The sequence below is a fragment of the Vibrio sp. L85 genome, assembly GCF_963871815.1.
GTDB lineage: Bacteria > Pseudomonadota > Gammaproteobacteria > Enterobacterales > Vibrionaceae > Vibrio > Vibrio harveyi.
In genome coordinates this window covers 22,168-48,170 of record NZ_CAWMYL010000167.1, presented here as the reverse complement: position 1 = coordinate 48,170, position 26,003 = coordinate 22,168, and the positions used below count along the sequence as shown (strand labels likewise).

Here is a 26,003-nt window from a genome sequence, read left to right as displayed (position 1 = left end):
TCTTTGCTTTCGAGCGTAGCTCGCTCAGGCGGCTATGCCGCCGGTTCTAACCGCATACGTTCAAACCATCACTGACATATTGTGCGAGAGCCTCAAAGTATTTACCGTGTTTCTCTTCTTTGTAGGTGTCGTCTAGGATGATTGCATTGTCTTGGTCAGTGACCAGCAACTGTTCGTCGCGCCCCATTGAACCAAGAGCAAGGAAGCAATAAGGGATAGGAGGTGGACCGAGTTCTTCTTCTGCCATTTCTAAAAGGCGTTGCTTAAAGCTGCGACCGATCACCGACATCGCGCTGCCCACCATGTGTGAGTTGGCGTCTTCGTTGACCAAGCGAACAAAACTGCTCTTTACTTCTTCTGCCACAATCGCTAAATCTTCGATGCTTTGCTGCTGGAAGATACTACTGACCAGCAACAGTGAGTTTTGCGATTCATAACGTACAATATCGGTAGCTTCGATAATACCAATCGGCATTTGATCTTTAACCACTGGCAAATGATGCACGTTGTAGCGCAACATGGTCAGCATGGCTTCATATACGTATGCGTTATGATCGAGTGAGATAACCTCAGTGGTCATCACCGTGGAGACATCGTCTTGCGGTGATAAGCCTTCGGCTAAAACTCGGGTACACAAATCACGGTCGGTAATGATACCTAGCACCGGAGATTGTGGGTCTTCTTCGTCCAGCACAAAGTCTGGGTCCACAATCAACAATGAAGAAACATTGTCTTGCGCCATCAATTGCGCGGCTTCTTGGATCGTCTGTCCACGTTCAATCGTCGGTGCGTCACGGGTTAATAAGGTTTTGACCTTAGAAGTGGTTAGGTCATTGGCATCGTTGTTTTCTGACACTGCTTGGCGCAAACGAGCGCTGTTCTCTACTTCAACAAAATCAGCGAATGAGTCGAAGTTATCATACAGTTCTTGGAAAATGTCTTGAGGAATGCAGTAGAGTAGGGAATCTTCTATCGCTTTTACTGGGAAGCGAACTTTGTTGTTGGTCAGAAGCCCCATTTGACCAAAAAGGTCACCCTCGTCGAGTCGGTTGTAAAGTTCACCTTTGCGTCGATAGACCTCAACCACGCCACTACGAACCATGTATAGATCGTGGATCTGGTCGCCGAAATGAATGACGGGAGTATCTTGACGATAGTATGAGATTTCGATGTTCTCGGTCACTTTGGTGAGCGTTTCTTCCGGAAGCTCGTTGAATGGGGGATACTTGGCGAGAAAGTTATATATCTCGAGAAGTTCTGCTTCCATTAAGGTGCCTTTTGGTTTGCAAGTGATAGGGTAATCTTAACTTAGTTTTAAAACAGAATCTTATCGGATCACTGTTTTTCGTGCGCAATGATAAGATTCGGACAAGTCGCACGGCAAATCGCCATCAATTCGGCTACGCTGTCATCAAGATGCCGAATTAAATCAATACAATGGGCGTATTAAAGAAGAGTTTTGGATGACACTCATGGAAGGAAGTAGAATGGTAAGACTATTATTCGCTGCACCTCTTGTAGCATTACCACTAATGAGCGTTGCCTCAGAGTCAGAACAGGTCGAGAAGTTTGGTTACGAGCACATTAATTTAGACATTGGTGCTGGGACAACGAATGAAGAGTGGCTCGATAATTCTAACGCTACCACTCTAGGGCTTGGCGGTAATTACCTATTTACCGATAACTGGCTGTTTAACGTTGACTACTCGGCGCAATTTTTCCACCCAGACAATTTCACTTTGCGTATTGACCGTTTGTTGTTCGGTGGTGGTTATCGTTATGGCGTCAACGAGAAGTTTGATATCTACGGGATTTATGGGCTTGGCGCAATTAAAGCCAAAGCGACTGATGATAAAACCGACCGTACACTGTCCTCGGATAGCGAGTTTATTCAAGGCGTCACGTTTGGCGCAAATTACCTATTTAGTGAAAAGTTAATGGGGACGGCAGAAGTGCACTTGAATCGAAGTGATATCGTCGACGAGAACAACTATAAGATTGCCTTTAACTACCAATGGCATCGCGTGATTGGTACCGGTCTTTATTACCAGTTCCGTGACACCGATTATCAAGGTCAACCGTCAGATCACATCAATGAAGTTGGAATTAGCTTTAAGTTTGTGTATTAGTTCATAGGAGTGTAGCGCCACCTTGTATAGTGGCGTTTCAACAAGCGGTAGAATCAAAAAAGGTCAGCGAGTGCTGACCTTTTTAATTTGTGACTTTCGACGCGATTACAGAACCGCAGCGATGCCTTTACATAGAGGACCCATGTTTGCTTTTGTCATACCTGCAACGCTGATACGACCTGAGCCTACGATATAGATACCGAACTCTTCTTTTAGACGGTTTACTTGCTCTTTGGATAGACCAGAGAACGAGAACATACCGTTTTGGCGCTCGATGAAGCTGAAGTCAGCATCCACACCTTCTGCCTTAAGAGTAGCAACGAATAGTTCACGCATCTCTTGGATTCGGTCACGCATTTCCGCTACTTCCGCTTCCCATTCTGCGCGCAGGTCTGCGTCACCAAGAATGTGAGTCACAACAGCGCTACCGTGCGCTGGTGGGTTAGAGTAGATAGAACGGATGATGGCTTTTACTTGTGAGAACGCCGTTGTTGCAACGTCTTCTGATTCAGCAACCAGAGTGAATGCACCAACACGCTCATTGTATAGACCGAAGTTCTTAGAGAAAGAACTCGCGACTAGGATTTCTTTGTTGTACTTAGCGAAAGTACGAAGACCAGCTGCATCTTCTTCTACACCTTTAGCAAAGCCTTGGTATGCGAAGTCGAATAGAGGAAGCAGTTTTTTCTCTGCAACCAGCTTAGCCAGCATTTCCCACTCTTCAGCTGTTGGATCGATACCTGTAGGGTTGTGACAGCAGCCATGCAGAAGAACAACGTCACCTTCAGATGCACCTTGCAGGTCGTTAACCATAGCAGCGAAGTCTTTATCTTTGGTTTCTGCGTTGTAGTAGCTGTATTGCGCTGTTTCGATACCAGCTGCAGTGAATACGCCATTGTGGTTTGCCCAAGTAGGGTTGCTGATCCAGATCTTCACATCACCAAGCTGACGCTTAATGAACTCACCTGCTACACGTAGAGCACCTGTGCCACCTGGTGCTTGTGCTGTTTTAGCACGCTTGCCAGCAACGATTTCCGCGTCTGCACCGAAAAGCAGTTTTTGTACTGCTAGACCGTATTCTGCTGTACCTTCGATTGTTAGGTAAGATTTGGTTTTTTCAGTTTCAATCAGTGCGGCTTCGGCTTTTTTAACAGTCGCAAGAACAGGGGTTTCACCTTGTTCGTTCTTGTAAATACCAACGCCTAGGTTAATTTTTTCGGCGCGAGCATCTTTTTTAAACTCTTCAGTAAGTCCAAGAATAGGGTCAGCCGGAGCGGCAACTACTTTTTCAAACATAATCTTCATCCATGTTAATCGAAGGGGTCTGCTGACATTTATACCTTTCAGCAATATTCGTTACAACAGTTAGTGATAAGAAAACTTAAAAAAGTTTTGATTTGAAACAGAAATCTAACATAACGGAGGCTTTTGATATAAAAACCCCTCTTAACAAGCGTTTTAAGAGGGGGATAATTGGCTAAGCGGCGATGTTTTGCTCATCTTGATATTGATGTGCGATATGTTGAAATTCGGTTTCAACTGCAAGAAATGCATCGACGATTTGAGGATCGAAATGTTTGCCTTTACCCTCTAGGATGATGGCTTTCGCCTTGTCATGGCTGAAAGCAGGCTTATATACACGCTTAGAAATAAGAGCGTCATACACATCTGCTAATGCCATTAAACGACCGGATAAAGGGATGTTCTCGCCGCTTAATTGATTTGGATAGCCACTACCATCCCACTTTTCATGGTGTGTTAGGGCAATCTCTTTAGCAACGCGCAAAAACGAACTACTTCCTAGCTGTTTTTCAGCAATTGACAGCGCTTCGGCACCAATTTGTGCATGTCCTTTCATGATCTCAAACTCTCCATCGGTCAGTTTTCCCGGTTTTAGTAACACGCTATCTGGTACACCGACTTTTCCGACGTCATGCAGCGGCGCCGATTTGTAAAGTAGTTCGATATAATTTGGAGTCAGTAATGAACAATGTTGTTCAAATTGGCTTAAATGTTCAGCCAATACTTTTACATATTGTTGCGTGCGCATAATGTGCGCACCGGTTTCATTATCACGTGATTCAGCCAATGCCGACAAACTGACAATGGCAACATCTCGCGTGGCTTTGACCTCATCTTGCGAAACTTGCAAACTGTCGAGCATTTGGTTAGTTAAACAGGCCATCGAGCCAAGCTCATCATGTTGGAAAACTGGTAAACGTTGCGCAATTTTCCCTTGTGTCACTTCCAGCAAAGCTTGCTCTTGGCTAAACAAGATTTTTTGCATCAAGCGAGTCCAAAGCACCATAATCGCGATTACATAGCCTCCGACGACAAGTGCGATGTAAACCAACTCTTTAATGAAGCTGATTTTGCCTAGCCCATTGGTGATTTGCTCTGGGTTTTGCTCCAACCAATAAATGTCTTTGACTGCGACCATGGTCAAAATGGTGGTCAAGGTGATGAGCAAGGCGATCATCATGCCTATCATTTGTTTCACCATGGATTGGCGCTGACCTGATAACGCAAAGCCAAATTGGTTTTGTTGACGTAGGTTGTCAAATTGAACCAGCTTGCTTTGCAGTTGCAAGATAGAACCAGTTAAAAAGCCAAAGAGCGCCATACCAAACAACACTTTCACATTGCTGTCGAAGGTAAAGTCGTATTGAAGGTTATAGTACGCAGCAAAAGGAATACTTACAGCGGTAAACAACACAGTATCAAGCTTGGCTTGTCGGTTTTGTGCAATCAAAGGATGTGAGACAAGAATAAAGTGGCGAACAAGATAGAGGAACGTAAAAACCACCGCGCAATGTAAGATCACTTCGTATACGCTCAGCGTGCTGAGCATCGGGCAGACACGTCCACCGTATGTGCCAAAAAAGAACGCCGCAGCTAGGTAAAGTTGGAATGTAAGTGGTGCATTGTAGTTAGTATTCACCATGATTATCCTTTTTTGGACAAATCTCAGCATCGTTTTCTCTCTTAGTTGAGCCAGAAGAGAGAGGTACTGTGGAATTGATGTCTGTTGATTGATCTGTCACTAGTAAAATCGAGACCTGAAATTTTATCGATAGATTCTTATAAATGATAGAAATTTGTTATGTATATGCTCAAGTAACCTTGAGATGCTTGCTTCAGCGAGGATGGCTTGGTTTGAAGGTGAGGCAACAATTTGAAGATCTAGGGGGGCTAATTCGAAAATTGTTAAAGAAGCATGTGAACTAAAGCCACTCGCCCTTCGGGAGCCTGTCACTGAAGTACGTTCTTTGCGAACTAAATAGCATCGTCAAACAACTTGGATATAGCTTGCAATTCCGCTTCGCTGTTTTCCTTGCTGTCTTTTGGTAAAGAGGGAATAGTGACAATACTCTGAATCTAGCATCTTGAAGTGACATTGATATAGCGAAGGATTTACAAAAAAGCCCCGCTATGGCGAGGCTTGGTCTCAATCATCGACATGAAAAAGGGTAGGAATTACTTTTTCAAATCCATTTGTGATTCATGTGCATTCGTTTCGATGTCTGGGTTAGAAGACAGTTTGCCTGTTGCCCAATCGTTCATGTGCTTAAGGATAGCTTTCAATGCATGTTTTTCTGTTGGTGCTTCAGCGGATTCTACTTCGATTTTTTGTTTAGGATGAGAGCCCGTTGCGTCTTCAGCAACGTGCAACCAATCTGGGTGCCAGTAGTAAGGCTGACCTGATGTTGTACTCCAAGAGTGAACACCATTAGATTCGCCTTTGTATTGAATGTCGTTTTCGTTGTATTTCGTCATTATTATCGTCTCTCATAGTCATGAGTTGAGGTGTGCGTCACCATTACTCTATAAATGTAACAGATGTCATCGGAATTAATGTGACTGCTATCTATTTATCTTGTTGATAAATGATCCATTCCGTTGCACAGCTCTCATTCAGATATATTTGTTGATCCCACCTAGCAATAACCGCCTGAAAAATAGGTATTTATGCCCAAGTAACCTCGCCCTTTGGGAGCGTGTCGTTGATTCGATCTCTGAGTCAAACAACTTGGAAAGAGCTAACTATTCCGCTGCGGTTGTTCTCCTTGACCTCGAATCAATGACAGCGCACTGAATCCTGCATCTTGAAGACACTTGGGTATAATCAATATTATTGCCCATTGAGATGTTTGATAATTGCTGCCTTTGCATGCTCAGGTGTGGCTGCTTCACCCTCTGGGACATCGAGCTCTGCTTTTGGGTGCACCCCTAGTGCATCCTCAGCGATGTGCAACCAATCTGGGTGCCAATAATATGGGTTATTGCCTTCTGGGTGGTCCCAGCTATGAACTCCTTCGTGTATGCCTCGATAAGAGAGGTCATCCATCGTAAACATTTTCATCATTTCCTCCCGTAGAATATTCATACCTTTGAAAGTATGGAACATAAATTCTCATTTCGTAACGTCAATTGATATCACTAAGATTGATTAATTACCTTTCGAGTTTGATAAGTCGAAGATCGGAATCAGGGCGTGAAGTATGCTAAGGTGCGCTCGGTAGTAAGAAATGAGGGAAGCATGAACCGATACCGCCAACTGGCTGAGCTGTTTAAAACGCAAATTCAACAAAATACATGGAGAGCAGGAGAGAAGCTGCCCTCCGTGCGTGTCACTAGCCGCAACCATTCGGTCAGTACAGGAACTGTGTTACAAGCCTATCAATTGCTCGAAGCGCAAGGTTGGGTGATTGCTAAACCTCAGTCGGGTTACTTTGTTACTGCTGAGCTCGAACGTCTCGACGCTACTGGTGCTGATAACAATACGTATCGCACTTCACTAAACGATGAGTTGTACGATTTCCTCAAACAACAAACCGTGCCAAACGCGACAAAGCTAGGCTCCGCGTTTCCTGACCCAGCACTTTTTCCTCTCGAAGCACTAAACCGTAACCTTGCCAGTTCCGGGCGAAAAATGGGACCGGATACCTTGTTAGATAACCTACCACCGGGTAGTGCTTCTTTACGCCGCTCGATTGCCCAGCGCTATATACAGCAAGGCATGACTTTAACGCATGATGATATCGTTATTACCTCTGGCGCGTTAGAAGCGCTCAACCTCAGTTTGCAAGTGGTTACTGAGCCAGGGGATACGGTTGTCATTGAGTCGCCAACATTTTATGGTGCGTTACAAGCAATTGAACGACTAGGGTTGAATGCCATTGAGATCTCGGTAGATGCCGAGAAAGGGCATTCCTTGGCTCAGATGGAACAAGCTTTTGCACAGCACAACGTTAAGGCTTGCTGGCTTATGAGTAACTTTCATAATCCAACAGGCACTTCGTTGAGCGACGAACAAAAGCAACGTGTTGTTGAGCTTGCCAATCTACATGATGTGTATCTGATTGAAGATGATGTATACGCAGAGTTGTATTTCTCCGACAAGAAGCCGACATCGCTGAAAACCTATGATGACCAAGAGCGCGTTTTGCATTGTGGCTCTCTTTCAAAAAGTCTTTGTCCTGGCTATCGGTTGGGGTGGGTGATCACCAAGCGCTTTAACGAGCGTGTTCAAAAGCTTCAACTGATGTCGACGCTATCTGGCAGTGCACCTATTCAACAGGGAGTTGCGCATTACCTGCAAAATGACAGCTATGACAATCATCTAAGAAAGTTGCGTAAAGGGCTTGAACAGCGCCAAGCTATGTTTGTGCAAACAATGAAAGAGTGTTTGCCTAAATCTATCGAGTACTATCTTCCTCCTGGCGGTTATTTCTTATGGCTTAAGTTGCCTCAAGGGATAAGCAGTAAAGCGGTTCATCACACCTTGCTATCACAGCAGGTAACTGTTGCGCATGGTGCGTTGTTCTCGGTCGATGAGCAATATCAGGACTATCTGCGTTTGAATACTTCTCTGCCCATTGATGACAATCTGTGTCAGGCTTTGCGGAAATTGGGTGAGTTACTTCACTAAAGAAACTGTTTAATCCTTTTTTGACCTAACTGTATCAGAGTGGTTTACTTGGGTTGTGCTTCAATCGGATACAGAAATATTGTGATGATTGGAGTGACAATGAAAAAGCAGTTGGTAAAACATGAATTAAGATTGATCGCCGTTGCCATTTTTAGCGCATTTCTGTTGGTATTTGCACACCTTATTTTGGCGAAATCGTTCTCTCACATGGCGTGGACGGAATACACCGCGGCTGTGATCCCCTTTATTATGTTTGGTTTGTGCGTACTGGGTGTTAAGTATGCCGCCAAGGCAGATAAAGATGATGAGAATAAGTCTTAGATTCATGAGATAGAAGTTAGGAATAAACACTATGAAACATGCATGGCTACTGGCACTGTCTGCTATCACTTTTGGTTGCACGGCTAATCAAGGTGATGAGCCCGAATCGGTGATCTTACACTACGGCAAGTCGGAGCTTGTTGCTCAAATACAAGCCAACGAACAGTTCGAAGCCCAAATCAACAATGATCAAGAGCAGGTTGATTTTTCTGGCTTTGTGAGAAAACAGTCGTCGGGCTACCTCGTTGATGTTGTTGCTATGCAAGAAAGTAAAACCCAGCATTCTAGCTCTAGTGTGAACACACAAGTGTTAATCAAAGAGGGTGACGTAGGTAAGCCACTCATGATTGGTGCGGTTAACGACAATGCAATGAGTGTGACGCTGAAATAGTTGAAATAACAGAAACGATGAAACTGCCACAAACTAAAAGACCTCCACTTGGGAGGTCTTTTTAATTCTGTATCACTCTAGGTGATTAGAAGTTCGCAGAGCGAGGAGTACGTGGGAATGGGATCACGTCACGAACGTTGCCCATACCTGTTACGTAAGATACTAGACGCTCAAAGCCTAGACCGAAGCCTGCGTGTGGCACTGTGCCGTAACGACGTAGGTCGCGGTACCAGCTCATGTGCTCAGGATCGATACCCACTTCACGCATACGTGCATCTAGGATGTCGAGACGCTCTTCACGTTGAGAACCACCGATGATTTCGCCGATGCCTGGTGCTAGTACATCCATCGCTGCGACTGTTTTACCGTCATCGTTAGCACGCATGTAGAATGCTTTGATGTCTTTCGGGTAGTTCTTAACGATTACAGGTGCTTTGAAGTGTTCTTCAGCAAGGAAGCGCTCATGCTCAGAAGACATATCGATACCCCATTCAACTGGGAATTCGAATTCACGACCAGAATCAAGCAGGATTTGGATCGCGTCTGTGTAGTCAACTTGTGCGAAGTCAGAAGAGACAAACTGCTCTAGGCGAGTAATTGCTTCTTTGTCGATACGTTGAGCAAAGAACTCAAGGTCATCACGACATTCTTCAAGAACGGCTTTGAATACAAACTTCAGCATGTCTTCAGCCAATTTTGCAACGTCGTCTAGTTCTGCGAACGCAACTTCAGGCTCAACCATCCAGAATTCCGCTAGGTGGCGGCTTGTGTTTGAGTTTTCAGCACGGAAAGTAGGACCAAACGTGTAAACTTTGCTTAGTGCACAAGCGTAAGCTTCTGCGTTTAGCTGACCAGATACCGTTAGGAAAGTCTCTTTACCGAAGAAGTCTTCGTTGTAGTCAACTTTACCATCGTCAGTGCGAGGCAGGTTTTCCATGTCTAGCGTAGATACGCGGAACATTTCACCAGCACCTTCTGCGTCAGAAGCTGTGATCAATGGCGCTGATACCCAGAAGTAACCTTGCTCGTGGTAGAAGCGGTGAATTGCTTGAGATAGGCAGTTACGTACGCGTGCTACTGCACCGATCACGTTTGTGCGTGGACGTAGGTGAGCGACTTCGCGTAGGTACTCGATAGAGTGACGAGTTTTTGCCATTGGGTAAGTGTCAGCATCTTCAACCCAGCCAACAACTTTAACGTCAGTTGCTGCTAGTTCGAAGTCTTGACCTTTCGCAGGAGAGGCAACAATCTTACCAGTTACTTCAACAGAGCAGCCAGTCGTTAGCTTAAGTACTTCGTTGTCGTAATTATTAAGATTATTAGGGACCACGGCCTGAATCGGGTCGAAACAAGAGCCGTCATAAATGGCAAGGAAAGAGATTCCAGCTTTGGAATCACGACGTGAACGGATCCAGCCACGAACAGTTACTTCACTGTCTACTGCTAGCTGACCTTTCAAAACGTCTGATACAGGCGCGTAAGTCATGTTTTCAATATTCTCCATTGAGGTAAAAATTCAACTCAACACTTAAAAGTGCCTGTCTCACAACAAAATTGTTTAAAAAACAAGCGAAGTGTTGAGTTGGATAGAATTTTTTAGATTCAACGAAACATATTACCTGTCAAATCGTCAGCTTCAACCTTTATATTCAATTTGAAGGAGAGAATTTCCTTATTTAGTCTCTTGCGCTCTCTCTGAAAGGGTAAATTGGCTAAGTAATGACTCCAAACGTTCTGAAAGATGTTCCAGATCGACACTGATCTCGCGAGTGTGCGATGCCGATTGTGAGGTCTCGTTTGCGTGTAAGGTAATGGTGTCAACTTTGCTTTGGATGTGTTTGCTTACCCCAGATGTTGTTAGTGTCTGATGTTGGATATTTTCAGCGTGTTTAAGTACTTGATGCATCTCATCGACCACATTGTGCATGGTCTGTGACAATGCTTCGACATCTATTGAGCGCTGATGAGCAAACTCGCACACTGTATCGACCGAGGTTAACGACTCTTCGCTGCCTTGTTGGAACTGAGAAATAATCGTCTCAATATTACTGGTGGCTTCGGCGGTGCGAGAGGCAAGATTGCGCACTTCATCGGCAACTACCGCAAAACCACGACCTTGATCTCCGGCTCGGGCGGCTTCAATAGCGGCGTTAAGCGCCAATAAATTGGTTTGCTCAGCGATGCCTTTTATCACGCCAAGAATTGATGACACTTCATCAGTTTGTTGGTTTAACGTCGCAATATTCTCACGCACTTTATCAATATCGGTCACAAGGTGCTTGATGTCTTCGCTGACATGATGGGCTTGACCTGCGCTGGTGGTTGCAACGTCAACGGTATGGTTAACTAAGGTTGTCGCATCGACTGTCGCTTGCTCCACCACGCTTTGTTGCTCAAGCATATCGGTAATATTGGTTTGCACTTCATTGGTTTCGACTTGTTGATTATCAGCAGCTTCATCGGTCGATTGAGCTACATCAGTCAGCCTTCCTGCTGAGTCTGCAAGAGAGTGGGAGGTATCTCGAACGCGTTCTAAACTCTCTGACACCGTATCCATAAACGAATTGATGGAATCCGACAATTGACCGACTTCATCATTTTGTGTGCCTGACAAACGCTTGGAGAGATCTTTACTGGCACTAACGTTAGACATAAAGCGTGATGTATTTTGAATAGGGCGGACGATGATTTTTCGGATGAGTCCCATAGTGATGAGGAAGCCAACAAATGCGATCACTGACATGATCCCCATCGCAAACACGGCTTGCTTGTTAATCAGCGTGTTGACGTGACTCATGTTGTATTCAAGACGAATAGCACCAAGCACTTCGCCCTCAGGAGCAATATGGCAGGACACGCAATTTGTGCCTCGATAGTCCTCACTTGATTTCATTGGTAGAGCGACGACCAAGCCCTTACCCCATTCAGCACTGATGGGTTCAATGACCAATTCTCCGCTCAGTGCCCGTTGATCGATGTCGTCGAGAGGTTGTTGGTTGGCTTGCCCTTGACCATAAAACTTTGACACGGCATCGGCACGCAACACGCGTACTTGTTCAATGCCTTCCTGTGCCAGCGCTTTTTGTCGTAGTGTCTCTTTCTGCGACATCGTGCCTGTCAGCATCATCATGTTTAAGCTGTCGAAGTAGTTACTGGCTTTGTCGTGTAACTGTTCGCTTAGTACATCATTAATAAGTGTTTTTTGTTGGTAGTACTGATACCCAGTGGACACGGCAAGAACACATGTGAACACGACGATCAGGGCGAGTAGGAGTTTAAAGGTAATAGTTGAGCGCATATTTTTATAAGTGTTATTGGAACGAACCCCACAATATTAAGAGGTTAGTTGCACTTGAGCGATGAATTGGCTAACTGAATGTGACCCCAAACATTTTGTGGTTATGTAAATGTGATGTAAGTGGTGTGTAATCAAAACTTTGACGTGGTGACAAAAAAACGGCACGGTGTTTTTTAAGATCTTTTAATGCCAAAAATTTTCTACTTGGTTAGATAATGGCGCCCGTGTTTTCAATTTCAATACGTCATGATTTACTGCTTTATCGTTTGCCTTGCTATTCATAGCGGGCGCTATTGATAAAGGTTGTCATTAAAGGGTGAATTCCTTAGTATTGCGTGTCTTTTTAAAGCCTGAGAATCAAGATGAAAACAGAATTGTACAAAGAGTTTATGTTCGAAGCGGCACACCACTTGCCACACGTACCTGAAGGTCATAAGTGTGGACGCTTACATGGACACTCTTTCCTTGTTCGTCTTTATGTAGAAGGTGAAGTAGACCCTCATACAGGTTGGGTTGTAGATTTTGCTGAAATCAAAGCCGCATTCAAACCTATCTACAACCGTCTCGACCATTACTATTTGAACGACATTGAAGGTCTGGAAAACCCAACCAGCGAAGTTCTAGCAAAATGGATTTGGCAACAACTTAAGCCAAGCTTACCTCTGCTTAGTAAAGTAGAGATCAAAGAGACGTGTACCGCAGGTTGTATTTACAAAGGTGAGTAATCGTCTTCTGCATGCATACAAGAAAGGCAAGCCAAACGGCTTGCCTTTTTCTTTATCAAGAATTTATTAGTGGGCGTTTAATAGCCTATGCCATTTCTCAGTGCAAACTGAACTAAATCTGCATGACTATCCAGCTCTAGCATGTCTAGCAACCGATATTTATGAGATTCGATCGTTCTTGGGCTTAGATTGAGTTCTGTGGCAATTTCTTTTGCTGATAATCCTTTAGCCAGCAAACCCAGCACGTCACATTGACGGTGACTCAAACGTAGCATGCGGTGATTTTCTTGGTCGGTTTTCATGTCTGGACGGTGCAAACTACGATGTAGCTTTGAATGTTGCCAAAAGGACAGCCACATATGAGAGATGAAGCTAACCTGTTCAAGCTGGCTTTCGGATAAGCCGCAACTGTTGCTACCAAAGAGAGTAAAAGAGAGACCGCCCCAGCGCTGACCAAATTGGACGAGTGGAATAGTGTAATGGCAACACGCGCCTTGTGCTGACAGCATGCGCAATACCACTACATCACTGTTGGCTAAAGCGTTTTTATCGAAAAACTGGGTTTTCTCAGAATTACCAATTAAGCGCAGGTAGCGTTCGCCATCTTCGACCCCGACTTGCTTAGTCGTCAGAACTTGGTGTGGTTCGCGAGCAACAGAAAGCGTTTTCCCTTGATTGAAAAACAGCATGGAGTTGGGAAACATCGTCATACGATCGATTTCAAACCATTCCATGGCTTCTAGCATAAACTGCTTGAGGTAGCTTTCACATTCGTCAGCATGTGCGGACGTTAAAAGCTTCGCTTGACGTATCATCAACGCATCAAAACTGGTGGATTTGGTGGTTTTACCTATATCACTGCCCATAAAAGTTGGCCCATCTTATCGTTTTTTATAAATGCAGTATTTTTACTCTACACCCTTGCCCTATCATTTTGCAAAATTGCTCCCGCAATAATTCGAAGTTTTTCGAATCACATATACGGTATCCATTTTATCTCAAGGAGAGAGTTCACGCACGTATGGGCAAAGGGCTCCAACTGCATGGATACGGTCATTTTTTATTATCATTTGGGTGAATGGCGAGCAAGTTAAGCCTCTTTCACCTTACGGAGAGGTGTACAATGAAGATGATGAAACTGCGTTATCGCGCGGGATCACATAGCATGTGGGTGGAAGTCGTAGTATCGACGTTTGTTGCCGAAGAATTGGCGAAAGAATACATTGGCTATGGCTGGCAAGCTGAAGTCATGGCAGTTTAAAGTGAAATGGGCAGTCCAATATAGACTGCCCATTTTTTATTTCGGTGGTTTGTTTTCGACTTAACTCAATGCATGGCGCATGATCAGCGCCTTACCTTGAGCGTCGTAAATGGTCTTTTGCGTATTTTCAAACCCAGTTGTCTCAAACAGTTTGATCGCCGCTTGGTTGGTGCTGGTGATCGTCGCACATATCGAGTTGCTTTCGGCATCAATAGCGTAACCATACACCATCAACTTTTGCAGCGTCGCTTTGCCTATCCCTTGACGCTGAAAGCGTTTATCAATCATGAGGTAGGTCAACCCAAGTTCATGACGTTTAGCAAAAGGCGCATGTTGAGCAAATGCTTTATCAATCACCAAATACCCCACAGTCAAATAGTCGTGGAATATGGTGTAAAACACTTCCGATTTGGCGCGTTGTTGGTAAGCCTGTTCAAAGGGCTTGAAAAATCCTTTTTGATCGTCGTGCACATCCATTTGCATCAAGCTGGCAAAATCTTTCAGCTTGGCTGGTTTAATAGCGATCATGTGCTGAATCTATTTAGAGGCGGTAAAGTCGATACCGCCATTATAGTTGTGGATATAAAAAGTACGCAATCTGGTTATGTGCAGATTTTGTCAATAAATAGAAGCCGCTAGCGACACAATGGGTAATAAAACCCTTGATGGATGTGCGCGCCAAGGGTGGTGAGTAGATGTGCGCATTCTGCAGTTTCAACACCTTCTACGATCACTGTGCAGTGGTACGTGTGTCCCATCGCGATTAGCTGACGCAGAGTTTCAACCTTTTTGTCGTCTTGCTTTAAGTTCATGACAAACAGACGGTCAATTTTCAGGTAATTCGGCGTAATGTGGCTAATCAGCTCAACATTGTTATTCCCAGTACCAAAGTCGTCAATGCTGATTTTACAACCAAGCTGTTTGAGCTTACTGATGTTGTCAAATATCTCGCGCGTGTAATACATCGAGGCATTTTCCGTGATCTCGATGGTCAGCAGTGTACAGTCTAACTGGGACAACTGACGATAAAGACGCGTAAAATTGCGCCCAATGAGAAGAGAAGGACATACGTTGATGCTGAGGGGGGCGAGTAATGACTTTGCGTCGCCATAGACGGTTTTTATCACCAGTAAGGTGTGATTGATCAGTAAGCCATTGGCAATCAAACGTTCAATAAATCGCTGAGTGTTTTTAACTTTAAAACGTGACAGTACCTCATAGTGAATATTTTGCCGATTTGATGTGTTATGAATAGGTTCAAGCTTTAGGGTGAACTGACGAATTGCCCATAGGTAGGAGACCAGCGAACGCAGCTTTTTATGCCTGGCAATAAACATTAGTATAAAGCTCAAAATAAGGATGCTTGTGATCGGTCCGGATACATAATAGATCTCTTTGTAGCCGTTATCATTGACGTTATATAAAAACGAGTTGCCCTGGGTATCGCCAATTTCGAGCGCTGTACCGGTGTTAGTACACACTTTCATTCCCGACAAAAACATCCGCGACATGTGGCTCTCTATGCTATTCGCTAGATTGATGTTTTTCACTCGCACCAACACTTCTGCGCCGTCAAAGAAAAATGAATGCGTGGTGTAACTTTCGTTATTGAGCCAAAGGTTGCGGTCTCTCTCGTTGACTGGCACGACGGCTTCTGGTGTCACCAAACAACGAATATTGTGTTTGTCCGTCATTAAGGCGGACTCGACCAGTTGGATATTATCGAACAAACCACGTAAGCGGTCTTCATGCTCAAAGCAGCTACGCTGTGCCAGATCATGGGCAAAGTCCATCGCATCATCAAAATAGTTTTGCCTGACAATCGTACTGATTGTGTAAAAGCAAATCGCAACATACAAGATGATAGTAAAAACGAGAAAAAACAGTAGATTCAAGTACAGCGCACGACTGCGTAAGCAGATGCCTATTGCTCTTCTTATGCTGTGTGTCGCTTGTTGATGGATCCGCGCTTGCTGCAGAAGTCCGTCTTTTTGTGCATGTTGGCTATCGTATGGCACAAAATATCCCTTTCTGTGGATGTTTTCGATCAGAGACTTAGGTGCCTCTACGTGATTCTTTGTCAGTTGCCTGAACTTCTTTCGTACCGACGCAACAGCGTTCTTAAATCCATTTTCCGGCAACATCAAATGATGTTGCGCTGATAACTTCTTTTCGATTTTCCTCTGGCTAATAGGCGCGTTTAGGCTGCCAAAAGCGGCGATGGTGCTAAGGATCAAATATTCGATTCGGTTTACAGGAATAGAAGAGTGGATGGAATGATTGAGCTGTAGTGAAAGTTCTTTTTCGGTCAGGCAAACGCAGATTTGGTTTCCGAGTTCAAACCTAATCATGTGTTATTGCGCTCCAGGATTAATTTTTTGAATACGTTATCAATATTGATGTATCAGGTATGTGACCTTCTACGGGCATATCCTAAACTTCTGGATATAGTGACCATTTTAGATTTTTTTATAAAGCTCAATCTAGTTGTATTTCGGTGGATTAAGAAAGCAGAAACGAAAAAAAAGCCCAAGCAATGTGCTCGGGCTTTTCAATTAAGAGGGGAGGATTAGCAAATCACTTTGATTGCTAGACCGCCTTGAGATGTCTCACGGTATTTTGCGTTCATGTCCTTACCGGTCTCTAGCATGGTTTCGATAACCTTATCCAGAGAAACCGTAGGTGCAGATGAGCGACGCAGTGCCATACGAGTTGAGTTGATCGCTTTTACTGCCGCGATGCCGTTACGCTCGATACATGGAACCTGAACCTGACCCGCTACAGGGTCACAAGTTAGACCTAGGTTGTGTTCCATCGCAATTTCTGCTGCCATACATACTTGCTCAGGGCTACCACCCATCAGCTCAGCAAGACCAGCTGCAGCCATCGAACACGCTACGCCAACTTCGCCCTGACAACCAACTTCTGCACCAGAGATAGATGCATTACGCTTGTAAAGACCACCGATTGCACCAGAAGCCGCAAAGTAACGGATGTAATCTTTTTCAGTTACTGTCTGGATGAACTTATCGTAGTAAGCCAGTACCGCTGGGATGATGCCACACGCACCGTTCGTTGGTGCTGTAACAACGCGACCACCGGCAGCGTTTTCTTCGTTTACTGCGAAAGCGAACATGTTTACCCAGTCAACAACCGACATTGGATCGTTAGTTGTCTTTTCAGAAGTAAGCAGTTGCTGACGAAGTGCTGCTGCACGACGAGGTACGCGTAGTGGACCAGGCAGAATACCTTCTTCGTTCATACCGCGATCCATACATTCGCGCATTGTGCGCCAGATGTTTGCGAAGTATGTACGAGTCTCTTCATCAGAGTGCAGAGAGTGTTCGTTTTTCATCACAAGTGCGCTGATAGAAAGACCGCTTTCTTTACACTGGTGAACTAACTCTTCTGCCGTTGTGTATTCGTAAGGAACCTTGATAGGGTTCTCTACTTCTTTACCGAAATTCTCTTCATCAACGATGAAACCACCGCCGATAGAGTAGTAAGTCTTTGAGTATACTTTTTCGTCATCGATCCAAGCGTGGATCTGCATGCCGTTTTCGTGTAGCTCAAGGTTAGTAGTATGGAAGTTCATACCACCATCTTTCGGGAACGATACTGTATGACAGTGCATGCCAACAGGTAGGCGCTCAGTTTCTTCTACTCGAGCGATAAAGCCCGGAATAGAGTCGATATCTACTTTCTCAGGGGAGTTGCCTGCAAGACCCATGATGATCGCGATATCCGTGTGGTGACCTTTCCCTGTCAGTGATAGTGAACCATAAACGTCAACGGTGATTTTAGTGATGTCGCGCAGTTTTCCCATTGCACGAAGATCATCAATAAATTCTTTACCCGCTTTCATTGGACCTACAGTGTGTGAGCTTGAAGGACCAACACCGATTTTATAGATGTCAAAAACACTAATCATATCGATTACCTCAGAACAAAGCCTCCCAAGAGGAGTTGGGAGGCTTTTTATTATCGTTATATTCTTGGATTAATCACGCTAAATAAAGCAGCAGTGATTAAAGAGCGCCGTAGATTACAGAACTAATTGCCGCAAGACCACAGATTGCTGTGAAAATCTGTACAGGTGCTGAAGTTTTGTACTTCGCCATTGCTGGTACTTTCTGCATTGCGAATACAGGCATCAAGAATAGGATTGCCGCGATCATCGGTGCACCCATTGTTTCAATCATGCCTAGGATGCTTGGGTTAACGATAGCAACGATCCAAGTTGTGATTACGATGAACAGTAGCGATACTTTTTCAATCTTGCTGACAGGAGTTTGAGAGCGAGATTTGATTAGACCTACTAGACCTTCGTGCGCACCAAGGAAGTGACCAAAGTAGCTAGAAGTGATCGCTGCAAACGCTACTAGAGGACCCATGTAAGAAATAAGTGGAGACTCATGAACGTTAGCTAGGTAAGACAGTACTGAGATGTTTTGTTCTTGCGCAGATGCTAGTTGCTCTGGAGATAGAGAAAGTACTACAGAGAATACGAAGAACATTACAAAACCCATAAGCATCATTGCTGCGCCACCAGTGATAGCGTCAGTTTTCTTCACTGCGTCATCACCGTATACACGACGTTGTTCTTTAGAGAACTGAGAAATGATTGGGCTGTGGTTGAAAGAGAATACGATGATTGGAATTGCTAGCCAAACGATGGTCGGCATTTCGCCCCAGTTTGGTGATACTTCCATCATTGATGTATTCCAATCAGGAATTAGGTAGAAAGAAAGTGCTAGTAGGATAAATACTAGTGGGTAAACCATTGCTGATGTTGCTTTCAGCATTAGTTCTTTACCAAATACTACACCTGCTGTCATTGCTGCGATAAGTGCACCAGACAGTAGCCAGCGAGGAATAGATTCCATACCCATTTGGTTGACTAGGAAAGAGTCAACTGTGTTTGTGATACCAACACCGTAGATAAGTACGATTGGGTAGATAGCGAAGAAGTAGGCAAAAGTAATAAGGTTTGCGCCAGTTTTACCGAAGTGCTCTTCTACTGTGTCAGTGATGTCCGCTTCAGGGTTTTTCGCAGAAAGTACGAAACGAGCGAGAGATTTGTGTGCGAACCAAGTCATTGGTGCCGCGATTAGCGCTAGGATAACTAATGGCCAGAAACCGCCAGCACCTGCTTTAATAGGAAGGAAAAGTACACCTGCACCTACTGCTGTACCAAACAGGGACAGACACCAAGTGAAGTCTTTGTAAGAAAACTTACTAGACGATTGTGCGGTCGAAGCCGCAGAAGTAGTTGTATTCATTTTTGAGTTACTCATTTTGGGAACAGGAAATAAGTCGGGAGCAATTTTGCAAGATTTTGCACTAGGAAAATTAGATCTAAATCATGTATTGCTCGAGCTTATTGAATGATATGTCAAAAACCTGCTTTTTATCACGAAAACGGCGTGCTACACGTGATTATTGCTAATGAGTAAAATTAGAAAAACTTATCTGAAGGGGCGATTGTATAAATTTATCTCACCGCAAGCGTTTGCGATATAAAATCCAAATTAAACTAATGTGAACGAATGTTTGAAAAATAACCTTTTATTAATATTGATGCACATGATGTTTGCTATAGAAGCAAGATTATCATTGATAAGACAGTTAGTTAGAAATGATGTGTTTTTGCATCGACTCGATAATTTGTGCTGTCATTCCCCAAATGAAATGCTGTTGATAGGGGATTGCAAACACACGGTGACTGGTGTTTTTTAGTTTGAATTTTGTACTGTAAAGCTTTTTGGGATTCAAAATATGATCTGCTGGCACCTCAAAAACCTCGGCGACTTCGTTTGGGTCGATCTGAGTCGAATAGTCTGGTGAGACAAAGGCTAAAAATGGCGTCACATTAAACTGGCTAATAGTAGGTAGCTTGGGCAACTGACCAAACACCCTTATATCTGTTTGATGAATACCAATTTCCTCTTCTGCTTCTCTAAGGGCGGTATTTACAAGTACTTGATCGTCATCTTCAAATTTGCCCCCAGGAAAACTGATTTGCCCTGGATGATGCTTTAAGTGCTCGGCACGCTTGGTCAAAATCACTTGCAGACCTTGTTCACGTTCGACAAAGCCAATCAATACGGCCGCTTCTCTCAACTTCAATGATTCTAAGTGCGCTAAGCGTCCCAAAGACTCACGATGATAGCCTGTGGGCATTTGCAGTTGGAAGTTCTGCAGTAATGTCGATTTATCAATAACCAATGCTCAATCCTTTTACTGAAAACACCTGTGTGCTGAAGCATATTAATTTGAAAGTTATACCTTTATACACCATTCTTTATTTTAAGGCGTCACTATAAGGTTAGTTGAAGACGATGAAAGGGATTATTTTCACAGAGTTCATGGAGTTAGTGGAAGAGAAGTTTGGTCTGGAAGTTTTGGACCAAGTGCTCGACTTATCTAATGATGAAGGCATCTACACCTCGGTCGGCAGTTATGATCATCGTGATTTGGTCAAGTTAATTGTCAACCTCAGCAAAATATCCAACATTCCACCGGAGCAGTTACAAGAAGTGTTTGGTGAGTGTGTGTTTCAAAACCTGCTAAAATCAATCCCAAACCATGCCAGCTTGCAGCAATGCTCCACTACGTTTCAATTTGTGCGTCATGTGGAAGACTTTATTCACGTGGAAGTGAAAAAGCTTTATCCAGATGCCAATCCACCGCAATTTGACTTTATCAGTGAAACTCAATCGGAGATGGTGTTCGATTATCGGAGTGCGCGCTGCATGGCGCATGTGTGTGTGGGGTTAATTAAAGGCTGTGCCACTCACTTTGATGAAACGGTGATCATTAAGCACCAAAATCAGTCGCAAGATGGAAGCCAAGTTCGTTTTTGGCTGGAGGCTCAATAAGGCAATATGACAGGAAGTTCCTCATTAGAAAGGAAACTCAAACGAGAAGTGGCATCGCGAAAAGCAGCAGAAACACTGTTGGAGCAAAAAAGCTTAGAGTTGTATGAGGCGAATCAGCAACTGAGCGTAGCCTTAAAGAAGCTGGAAATGCAGTCAGAGCACGACTTGCGCAAGTTTGAGTTTGAAGAGCAAATCGATGCCACGTTGATTAAGTTTGGTCGTACCTTCCTTTCTAGCACCTTTGATGAAACCATGATTGCCAGCTTTTTGGAGCAACTGACATCTAATTCGGTTGTGTCGGGTGCGTACCTGTATTTGAGCGATACGCATTTATCTTCGTTGCGTCGTCATCAATTTGGTCATCTTAATCTTGCTCATGATGCGCCCATCGATGCCAAGCCTCGCTGGCAAGCGCAGAAGCTTTACCTGCCGATTATTATCGATTCAATGATTTTAGGCGAGCTTGTGTTTTCCGTGGATCTTGAACAAGTTGACCAAGAATTCATTTCAAAGCAAATGGTATTAGTGTCTGATTTAGTTCATGGCGTTATTAGCCGTCACTTGAGCCTAGAGCGTGAAGTTGAGTTACGTAAGCGTGCCGAAGCATCGGAAAAGGCGACCAAAGAATTTGTTGCCATGATTAACCATGAGTTGCGAACGCCTTTAAATGGTGTGCTCGGCAGCGCGGAGCTGTTAAGTAAAACCCCCTTGGAGGAAGAGCAGCTTCAATACCTTGGTAATCTAAGTCAATCAGGCGATCTGCTACGCGTTATTATTAACGACTTGCTCGATTTCAGTAAGATGAATGCGGGTATGATGGAAATCATAAACAAAGTATTTGCTTGGAAAGACCTAGAAAATGCTTTGACCGGCGTATTTGCAGCCAAAGCTGCGGAAAAGCGCATTCACTTTTCTATTGATAAGAAGTTGGGTATTCCTGAGTACTTGATTGGAGACTTTGAACGTATTACGCAAATTCTGGTCAATTTGATTGGTAATGCGATTAAGTTTACCAATCTTGGAGGGGTGGTGCTTCGTGTCGAATGGAGCGATGGCTGCGCTCTGTTTGAAGTGGAAGATACTGGGATTGGTATCCCGCTGGAAGCGCAGCAAGCTTTATTTGACCCCTTTGTGCAAGCCGACCGCTCTACCAAGCGAAGTTTTGAAGGCTCTGGGCTTGGACTTGCGATTTGTAAGAATTTGGTTGATTTGATGGACGGCGAAATCAGCTTTGTCAGTGAGCCGCGCAAGGGCACTATCTTTAAAGTCAAATTGCCACTGAAACAAGGACAAGCACAGGGCAGAGCGGCTGGCGATGTTTTAATTGGTCATCAGATAGATCTGTCTGGGCGTTCCGTATTGGTGGTGGATGATATTCGCATGAACCAAGTGATTGTGACTCAAATGCTGAAAAAGCTCGATATTACTCCAGATTTGAAAAACAATGGGTTAGAAGCGCTTGATGCGGTGAAAGAGAAAGATTACGAATTGATCTTTATGGATTGTCGGATGCCGGAAATGGATGGCTATGAAGCAACGGTACACCTTCGAGAAAATGGCTTTCACAGACCGATTATTGCACTAACAGCAGGCACCACCCTTGAGGAAAGACAAAAGTGCGTGGAGTCTGGGATGGATGACATCCTAACCAAACCATATACTGCTGCGGATATTGAGCAGATGATGTGTAAGTGGTTAGACGAATAGAGAGCACGAGAACATATAAAGAGAAGCGGCACGGTTATGTTGCAGTGCCGCTTTGTTTATTTCGATTGAGGTTTTTTGCTCATGATTTGAGCGCTGGTAGTATCTTTGAGAGCTTATCCAGGGTCTCTTGATATTCTGCAGCGCAGTCACTGTCTGCGACCACACCGCCACCAGCCCATGCGTAGAGCCGTTTGTCTTCTGCGACCAAAGTGCGGATTGTAATACTGGTGTCCATACGCCCATGACGGGAAATATAGCCAATACTGCCACAATAAGCGCTGCGTCGATGAGGTTCTAACTCTTCAATGATTTGCATCGCCCTTACTTTCGGCGCACCAGTGATCGAACCGCCGGGAAAACATGCACGAAGCAGATCTGCAGCGCAGTAGCGAATGTCTAAGTTGGCCCGAATGGTGCTCACTAAATGATGCACTGCGGGAAAGCTCTCAATATCAAATAGCTTCGGTACATGTACGCTACCTGGTGCCGCGACCCGACCAATATCGTTGCGAAGTAAGTCGACTATCATCAAGTTCTCTGCTTGGTCTTTCTCTGCGGTCTGTAAATCAAACGCGTTGGCGGAATCTTGATGTGGATTTTGACTGCGAGGACGAGTGCCTTTGATCGGTTTGGTTTCAATAACGTTATCTTTAAGCTCTAGAAAACGCTCTGGTGACACGCTAATAATCGCTGATTTAGGCATACGAATGAACGCGGAAAAAGGCGCTTGATTTGCTTCTTCCAGTTTTTTGTAAGCTTGCCATTCACTGCCTTGATAGGCGGCGTTAAAACGTTGTGCTAAGTTAATTTGGTAGCAGTCGCCGCTCAGTAGGTACTGTTGCACACGCTCAAAACGAGAAGCGTAGGACGCTTGGGTCATATTGGATTGCCAGTCGCTAATCAGCTTGAAGTCTTCAACATCCGCGCTCGATTGCGCATTGAGCCATTGCCATGCTTGCTCGATGTTTCTGCCGACCATACACGCTTTGTTTAGCTTGTGGTCAACGATCAGCGCCCATTCATACAAGCCTACAGCCATGTCTGGAGTACGCAAATCTTTGTCTGCCAGATCAGGCATGGATTCGACTCGACGACCTAAATCGTAGCTGAAGTAACCCAGTGCGCCACCGACAAACGGTACATCCCATTTCGTGTCAGCTTCAACCTGTGGTAGTAGCCGCTGCTGAAGGTCTTCTAGCAAAGAAAATGGGTCATCTTGGGAAACGTAGTTTTCGTTTGATGTGGTGATTTGTGTGTCACTGCTCACTGTCTCAAGGGTAGCGATTGGGTTTGCGACTAATACGTCGAACCGGCTATCGATGTGCGTCTGCGAGGCAGAGCGTAAAAGCATCGCCCAAGGTTGGCTTTCAATACGGGAAAATAGCGAAAGAGCGAGGTCGTTGGCGTAATCCAATGCCTTAAAATCAAGCAATTGCGTATCCATGTTGTTCATTTGTTTAAATTGTGACAAAGAGTTCATTCACTGCATGGCATGTCATGGGCAGCAAGAGTATCATAAACCCTTGTATAGCCAAACTACCTCTATACAAAGGCTTGGAGGTGGTTTTACTATAAAAGAAGGCGACTTCATTTACTCGTGTGTCGATATCAGCCGTTCGACAATTGTTTATAAAACATGGTTTAAAAATAAACGTTTATAAAAACAAAGCTCATCAAGAGCAATAAGCTCAACAAACACGATTGAAGCCAAGCCAATAATGGAAGCAAAGCATAACAATAATGAGGCATGCAATGACGGTAATACGCACGCAGGATGTCATCAGCAGTGTTGCTGATGCGCTACAGTATATTTCTTACTACCACCCGCTAGACTTTGTTCAAGCCCTTGAAAAAGCCTACCACCGTGAAGAGAGCCAGGCGGCAAAAGACGCCATCGCTCAGATCCTAATTAACTCTCGTATGTCGGCGGAAGGTCATCGACCGATCTGTCAGGACACGGGGATCGTGACTTGTTTCGTGAACATCGGCATGGGCGTCCAGTGGGACTCGACCGATATGACGGTACAACAAATGGTGGATGAGGGTGTCCGACAGGCTTACACAAACCCAGACAACCCATTGCGTGCCTCGGTTCTTATGGACCCTGCTGGTAAGCGAATCAATACCAAAGACAACACGCCAGCAGTCGTGCACATTAATATGGTGCCTGGAGACAAAGTTGAAATTCAAATTGCTGCGAAAGGTGGCGGTTCTGAGAACAAAACTAAGATGGTCATGCTGAACCCGTCAGATGACATAGCAGAATGGGTAGAGAAAACGCTACCAGCTATGGGCGCTGGTTGGTGTCCTCCTGGTATGCTTGGCATTGGTATCGGCGGCACTGCAGAAAAAGCAGCGGTACTGGCAAAAGAATCTCTAATGGAACACATCGACATTCAAGAGTTGATTGACCGTGGTCCTCAAAATGCGGAAGAAGAGCTTCGTCTTGATATCTTCAATCGTGTAAACAAACTTGGCATCGGTGCTCAAGGCTTAGGCGGTTTAACGACAGTTGTTGATGTGAAAATCAAAACTGCACCGACTCACGCCGCTTCGAAACCTGTGTGCTTGATCCCGAACTGTGCAGCGACACGCCACGTGCATTTCACTCTTGATGGCAAGGGACCGGCAGAGTTGACGCCGCCAAAACTGGAAGATTGGCCAGACATTACTTGGGAAGCAGGCGAGAACACACGTCGCGTTAACCTTGATACGGTCACTAAAGAAGAAGTCCAAGAGTGGAAAACGGGTGAAACCGTTCTGCTGTCTGGCAAAATCCTTACTGGTCGTGATGCGGCACATAAACGTATCCAAGGCATGCTAGAGGCGGGAGAAGGTCTACCAGAAGGTGTCGATCTTAAGGGTAAGTTCATCTACTACGTTGGTCCGGTTGATGCAGTGGGTGATGAAGTTGTTGGTCCTGCAGGTCCAACAACCTCCACGCGAATGGATAAGTTTACTGACATGATGCTAGAGCAAACGGGCATTATGGGTATGATAGGTAAAGCCGAGCGTGGTCCAGCTACGGTTGAGTCAATCAAAAACCACAAAGCCGTTTATCTCATGGCGGTAGGTGGAGCGGCTTACTTGGTTGCGAAGGCGATCAAAAAAGCACGCGTTGTGGCGTTTGAAGATTTGGGTATGGAAGCAATTTACGAGTTCGAAGTTGAAGACATGCCAGTTACCGTAGCAGTTGACTCAAATGGTGTAAATGCGCACCAAATTGGTCCAGATACGTGGAAAGTGAAAATCCAAGAGATGGAAGCGTAAGCCACGAGTTGCTAATTTGTCAGGTCACAAGGTTTGTGTCATGCGGAGTCTGACTCGGCGAGGCGCAGGCGTCTCAATCGAGAGAATG

General features: G+C 44.7%; 22 protein-coding genes and 1 pseudogene. 9 read left to right on the top strand and 14 right to left on the bottom strand.

Annotated features, from left to right (window positions below; all coding sequences use genetic code 11):
• Positions 1-49: 49 nt before the first annotated feature.
• A pseudogene (locus AACR11_RS16090) lies at positions 50-1,267 on the bottom strand (DUF294 nucleotidyltransferase-like domain-containing protein); the annotation flags it as partial.
• A gap of 220 nt (positions 1,268-1,487) precedes the next feature.
• On the opposite strand from AACR11_RS16090, the gene AACR11_RS16085 reads away from it, so the two are divergent.
• On the top strand, positions 1,488-2,129 hold the full coding sequence (locus tag AACR11_RS16085) for an outer membrane beta-barrel protein (RefSeq protein ID WP_005445156.1): 642 nt from the start codon (positions 1,488-1,490) through the stop codon (positions 2,127-2,129).
• A gap of 105 nt (positions 2,130-2,234) precedes the next feature.
• On the opposite strand, the gene AACR11_RS16080 is transcribed toward AACR11_RS16085, so the two are convergent.
• The 4 genes from AACR11_RS16080 to AACR11_RS16065 form a co-directional block, all read right to left on the bottom strand.
• Entirely contained in the window at positions 2,235-3,425 is a 1,191-nt protein-coding gene (locus AACR11_RS16080; protein WP_029790032.1) for an amino acid aminotransferase, read from the bottom strand.
• A 181-nt stretch (positions 3,426-3,606) separates the two neighbouring features.
• Positions 3,607-5,073, bottom strand: a complete 1,467-nt coding sequence (locus AACR11_RS16075) for an HD domain-containing phosphohydrolase (protein ID WP_017189469.1) — start codon at positions 5,071-5,073, stop codon at positions 3,607-3,609.
• Between the two features lie 533 nt (positions 5,074-5,606).
• A complete protein-coding gene (locus AACR11_RS16070) occupies positions 5,607-5,906 on the bottom strand; it encodes a hypothetical protein (protein WP_005445160.1) in 300 nt (99 codons plus the stop codon).
• Between the two features lie 355 nt (positions 5,907-6,261).
• Entirely contained in the window at positions 6,262-6,492 is a 231-nt protein-coding gene (locus tag AACR11_RS16065; RefSeq protein ID WP_026000256.1) for a hypothetical protein, read from the bottom strand.
• Positions 6,493-6,669: 177 nt separating this feature from the next.
• Here AACR11_RS16065 and AACR11_RS16060 point away from each other — a divergent pair, with 177 nt between their 5' ends.
• The 3 genes from AACR11_RS16060 to AACR11_RS16050 all read left to right on the top strand — a co-directional run bounded on the left by AACR11_RS16060 (position 6,670) and on the right by AACR11_RS16050 (position 8,773).
• Entirely contained in the window at positions 6,670-8,061 is a 1,392-nt protein-coding gene (locus tag AACR11_RS16060) for an aminotransferase-like domain-containing protein (RefSeq protein ID WP_017189470.1), read from the top strand.
• Between the two features lie 99 nt (positions 8,062-8,160).
• Positions 8,161-8,382 (top strand): hypothetical protein, encoded by a 222-nt coding sequence (locus AACR11_RS16055; protein WP_009698378.1) that lies wholly within the window; start codon positions 8,161-8,163, stop codon positions 8,380-8,382.
• A gap of 31 nt (positions 8,383-8,413) precedes the next feature.
• A complete protein-coding gene (locus AACR11_RS16050) occupies positions 8,414-8,773 on the top strand; it encodes a hypothetical protein (RefSeq protein ID WP_009703467.1) in 360 nt (119 codons plus the stop codon).
• An 85-nt stretch (positions 8,774-8,858) separates the two neighbouring features.
• Here AACR11_RS16050 and asnS read toward each other — a convergent pair whose 3' ends face one another.
• Both asnS and AACR11_RS16040 read right to left on the bottom strand, forming a co-directional pair.
• Positions 8,859-10,259, bottom strand: a complete 1,401-nt coding sequence (gene asnS, locus AACR11_RS16045) for an asparagine--tRNA ligase (protein WP_005445169.1) — start codon at positions 10,257-10,259, stop codon at positions 8,859-8,861.
• A 186-nt stretch (positions 10,260-10,445) separates the two neighbouring features.
• Positions 10,446-12,071 (bottom strand): methyl-accepting chemotaxis protein, encoded by a 1,626-nt coding sequence (locus AACR11_RS16040; RefSeq protein WP_029790031.1) that lies wholly within the window; start codon positions 12,069-12,071, stop codon positions 10,446-10,448.
• A 362-nt stretch (positions 12,072-12,433) separates the two neighbouring features.
• Between AACR11_RS16040 and queD the strand changes: the two genes are divergently transcribed.
• Positions 12,434-12,796, top strand: coding sequence for a 6-carboxytetrahydropterin synthase QueD (gene queD, locus AACR11_RS16035; RefSeq protein WP_005376896.1), 363 nt, complete (start codon positions 12,434-12,436; stop codon positions 12,794-12,796).
• Positions 12,797-12,873: 77 nt separating this feature from the next.
• Here queD and AACR11_RS16030 read toward each other — a convergent pair whose 3' ends face one another.
• Positions 12,874-13,662 carry a response regulator transcription factor gene (locus AACR11_RS16030; RefSeq protein WP_079324895.1) on the bottom strand — a complete coding sequence of 263 codons (789 nt, stop codon included), beginning with the start codon at positions 13,660-13,662 and terminating at the stop codon, positions 12,874-12,876.
• A 257-nt stretch (positions 13,663-13,919) separates the two neighbouring features.
• Between AACR11_RS16030 and AACR11_RS16025 the strand changes: the two genes are divergently transcribed.
• On the top strand, positions 13,920-14,057 hold the full coding sequence (locus tag AACR11_RS16025; protein WP_005445182.1) for a hypothetical protein: 138 nt from the start codon (positions 13,920-13,922) through the stop codon (positions 14,055-14,057).
• A gap of 60 nt (positions 14,058-14,117) precedes the next feature.
• Here the strand turns inward: AACR11_RS16025 and AACR11_RS16020 are convergent, their stop codons facing one another.
• From AACR11_RS16020 to AACR11_RS16000, 5 genes are all read right to left on the bottom strand, one after another.
• Positions 14,118-14,585, bottom strand: a complete 468-nt coding sequence (locus AACR11_RS16020; protein ID WP_005445185.1) for a GNAT family N-acetyltransferase — start codon at positions 14,583-14,585, stop codon at positions 14,118-14,120.
• 107 nt (positions 14,586-14,692) lie between these two features.
• Entirely contained in the window at positions 14,693-16,408 is a 1,716-nt protein-coding gene (gene tpdA, locus AACR11_RS16015; RefSeq protein WP_029790029.1) for a cyclic di-GMP phosphodiesterase TpdA, read from the bottom strand.
• 218 nt (positions 16,409-16,626) lie between these two features.
• Positions 16,627-17,988: an L-serine ammonia-lyase gene (locus AACR11_RS16010; RefSeq protein WP_005445190.1), complete on the bottom strand. Its 1,362-nt coding sequence runs from the start codon at positions 17,986-17,988 to the stop codon at positions 16,627-16,629.
• 97 nt (positions 17,989-18,085) lie between these two features.
• Positions 18,086-19,339, bottom strand: a complete 1,254-nt coding sequence (locus tag AACR11_RS16005; RefSeq protein ID WP_005445192.1) for an aromatic amino acid transport family protein — start codon at positions 19,337-19,339, stop codon at positions 18,086-18,088.
• A 346-nt stretch (positions 19,340-19,685) separates the two neighbouring features.
• Positions 19,686-20,285, bottom strand: a complete 600-nt coding sequence (locus AACR11_RS16000; protein WP_005445194.1) for a CoA pyrophosphatase — start codon at positions 20,283-20,285, stop codon at positions 19,686-19,688.
• A gap of 113 nt (positions 20,286-20,398) precedes the next feature.
• Between AACR11_RS16000 and AACR11_RS15995 the strand changes: the two genes are divergently transcribed.
• The gene (locus AACR11_RS15995; RefSeq protein ID WP_009698373.1) at positions 20,399-20,938 is read left to right on the top strand and encodes a heme NO-binding domain-containing protein; all 540 of its coding nucleotides are present in this window, start codon (positions 20,399-20,401) and stop codon (positions 20,936-20,938) included.
• A gap of 6 nt (positions 20,939-20,944) precedes the next feature.
• Positions 20,945-22,645: an ATP-binding protein gene (locus AACR11_RS15990; protein WP_026138239.1), complete on the top strand. Its 1,701-nt coding sequence runs from the start codon at positions 20,945-20,947 to the stop codon at positions 22,643-22,645.
• A 79-nt stretch (positions 22,646-22,724) separates the two neighbouring features.
• Here the strand turns inward: AACR11_RS15990 and pabB are convergent, their stop codons facing one another.
• Positions 22,725-24,089 (bottom strand): aminodeoxychorismate synthase component I, encoded by a 1,365-nt coding sequence (pabB, locus tag AACR11_RS15985; RefSeq protein WP_029790027.1) that lies wholly within the window; start codon positions 24,087-24,089, stop codon positions 22,725-22,727.
• Between the two features lie 308 nt (positions 24,090-24,397).
• On the opposite strand from pabB, the gene AACR11_RS15980 reads away from it, so the two are divergent.
• Positions 24,398-25,915, top strand: coding sequence for a fumarate hydratase (locus AACR11_RS15980; protein WP_009698369.1), 1,518 nt, complete (start codon positions 24,398-24,400; stop codon positions 25,913-25,915).
• The last annotated feature ends 88 nt before the right edge of the window (positions 25,916-26,003 follow it).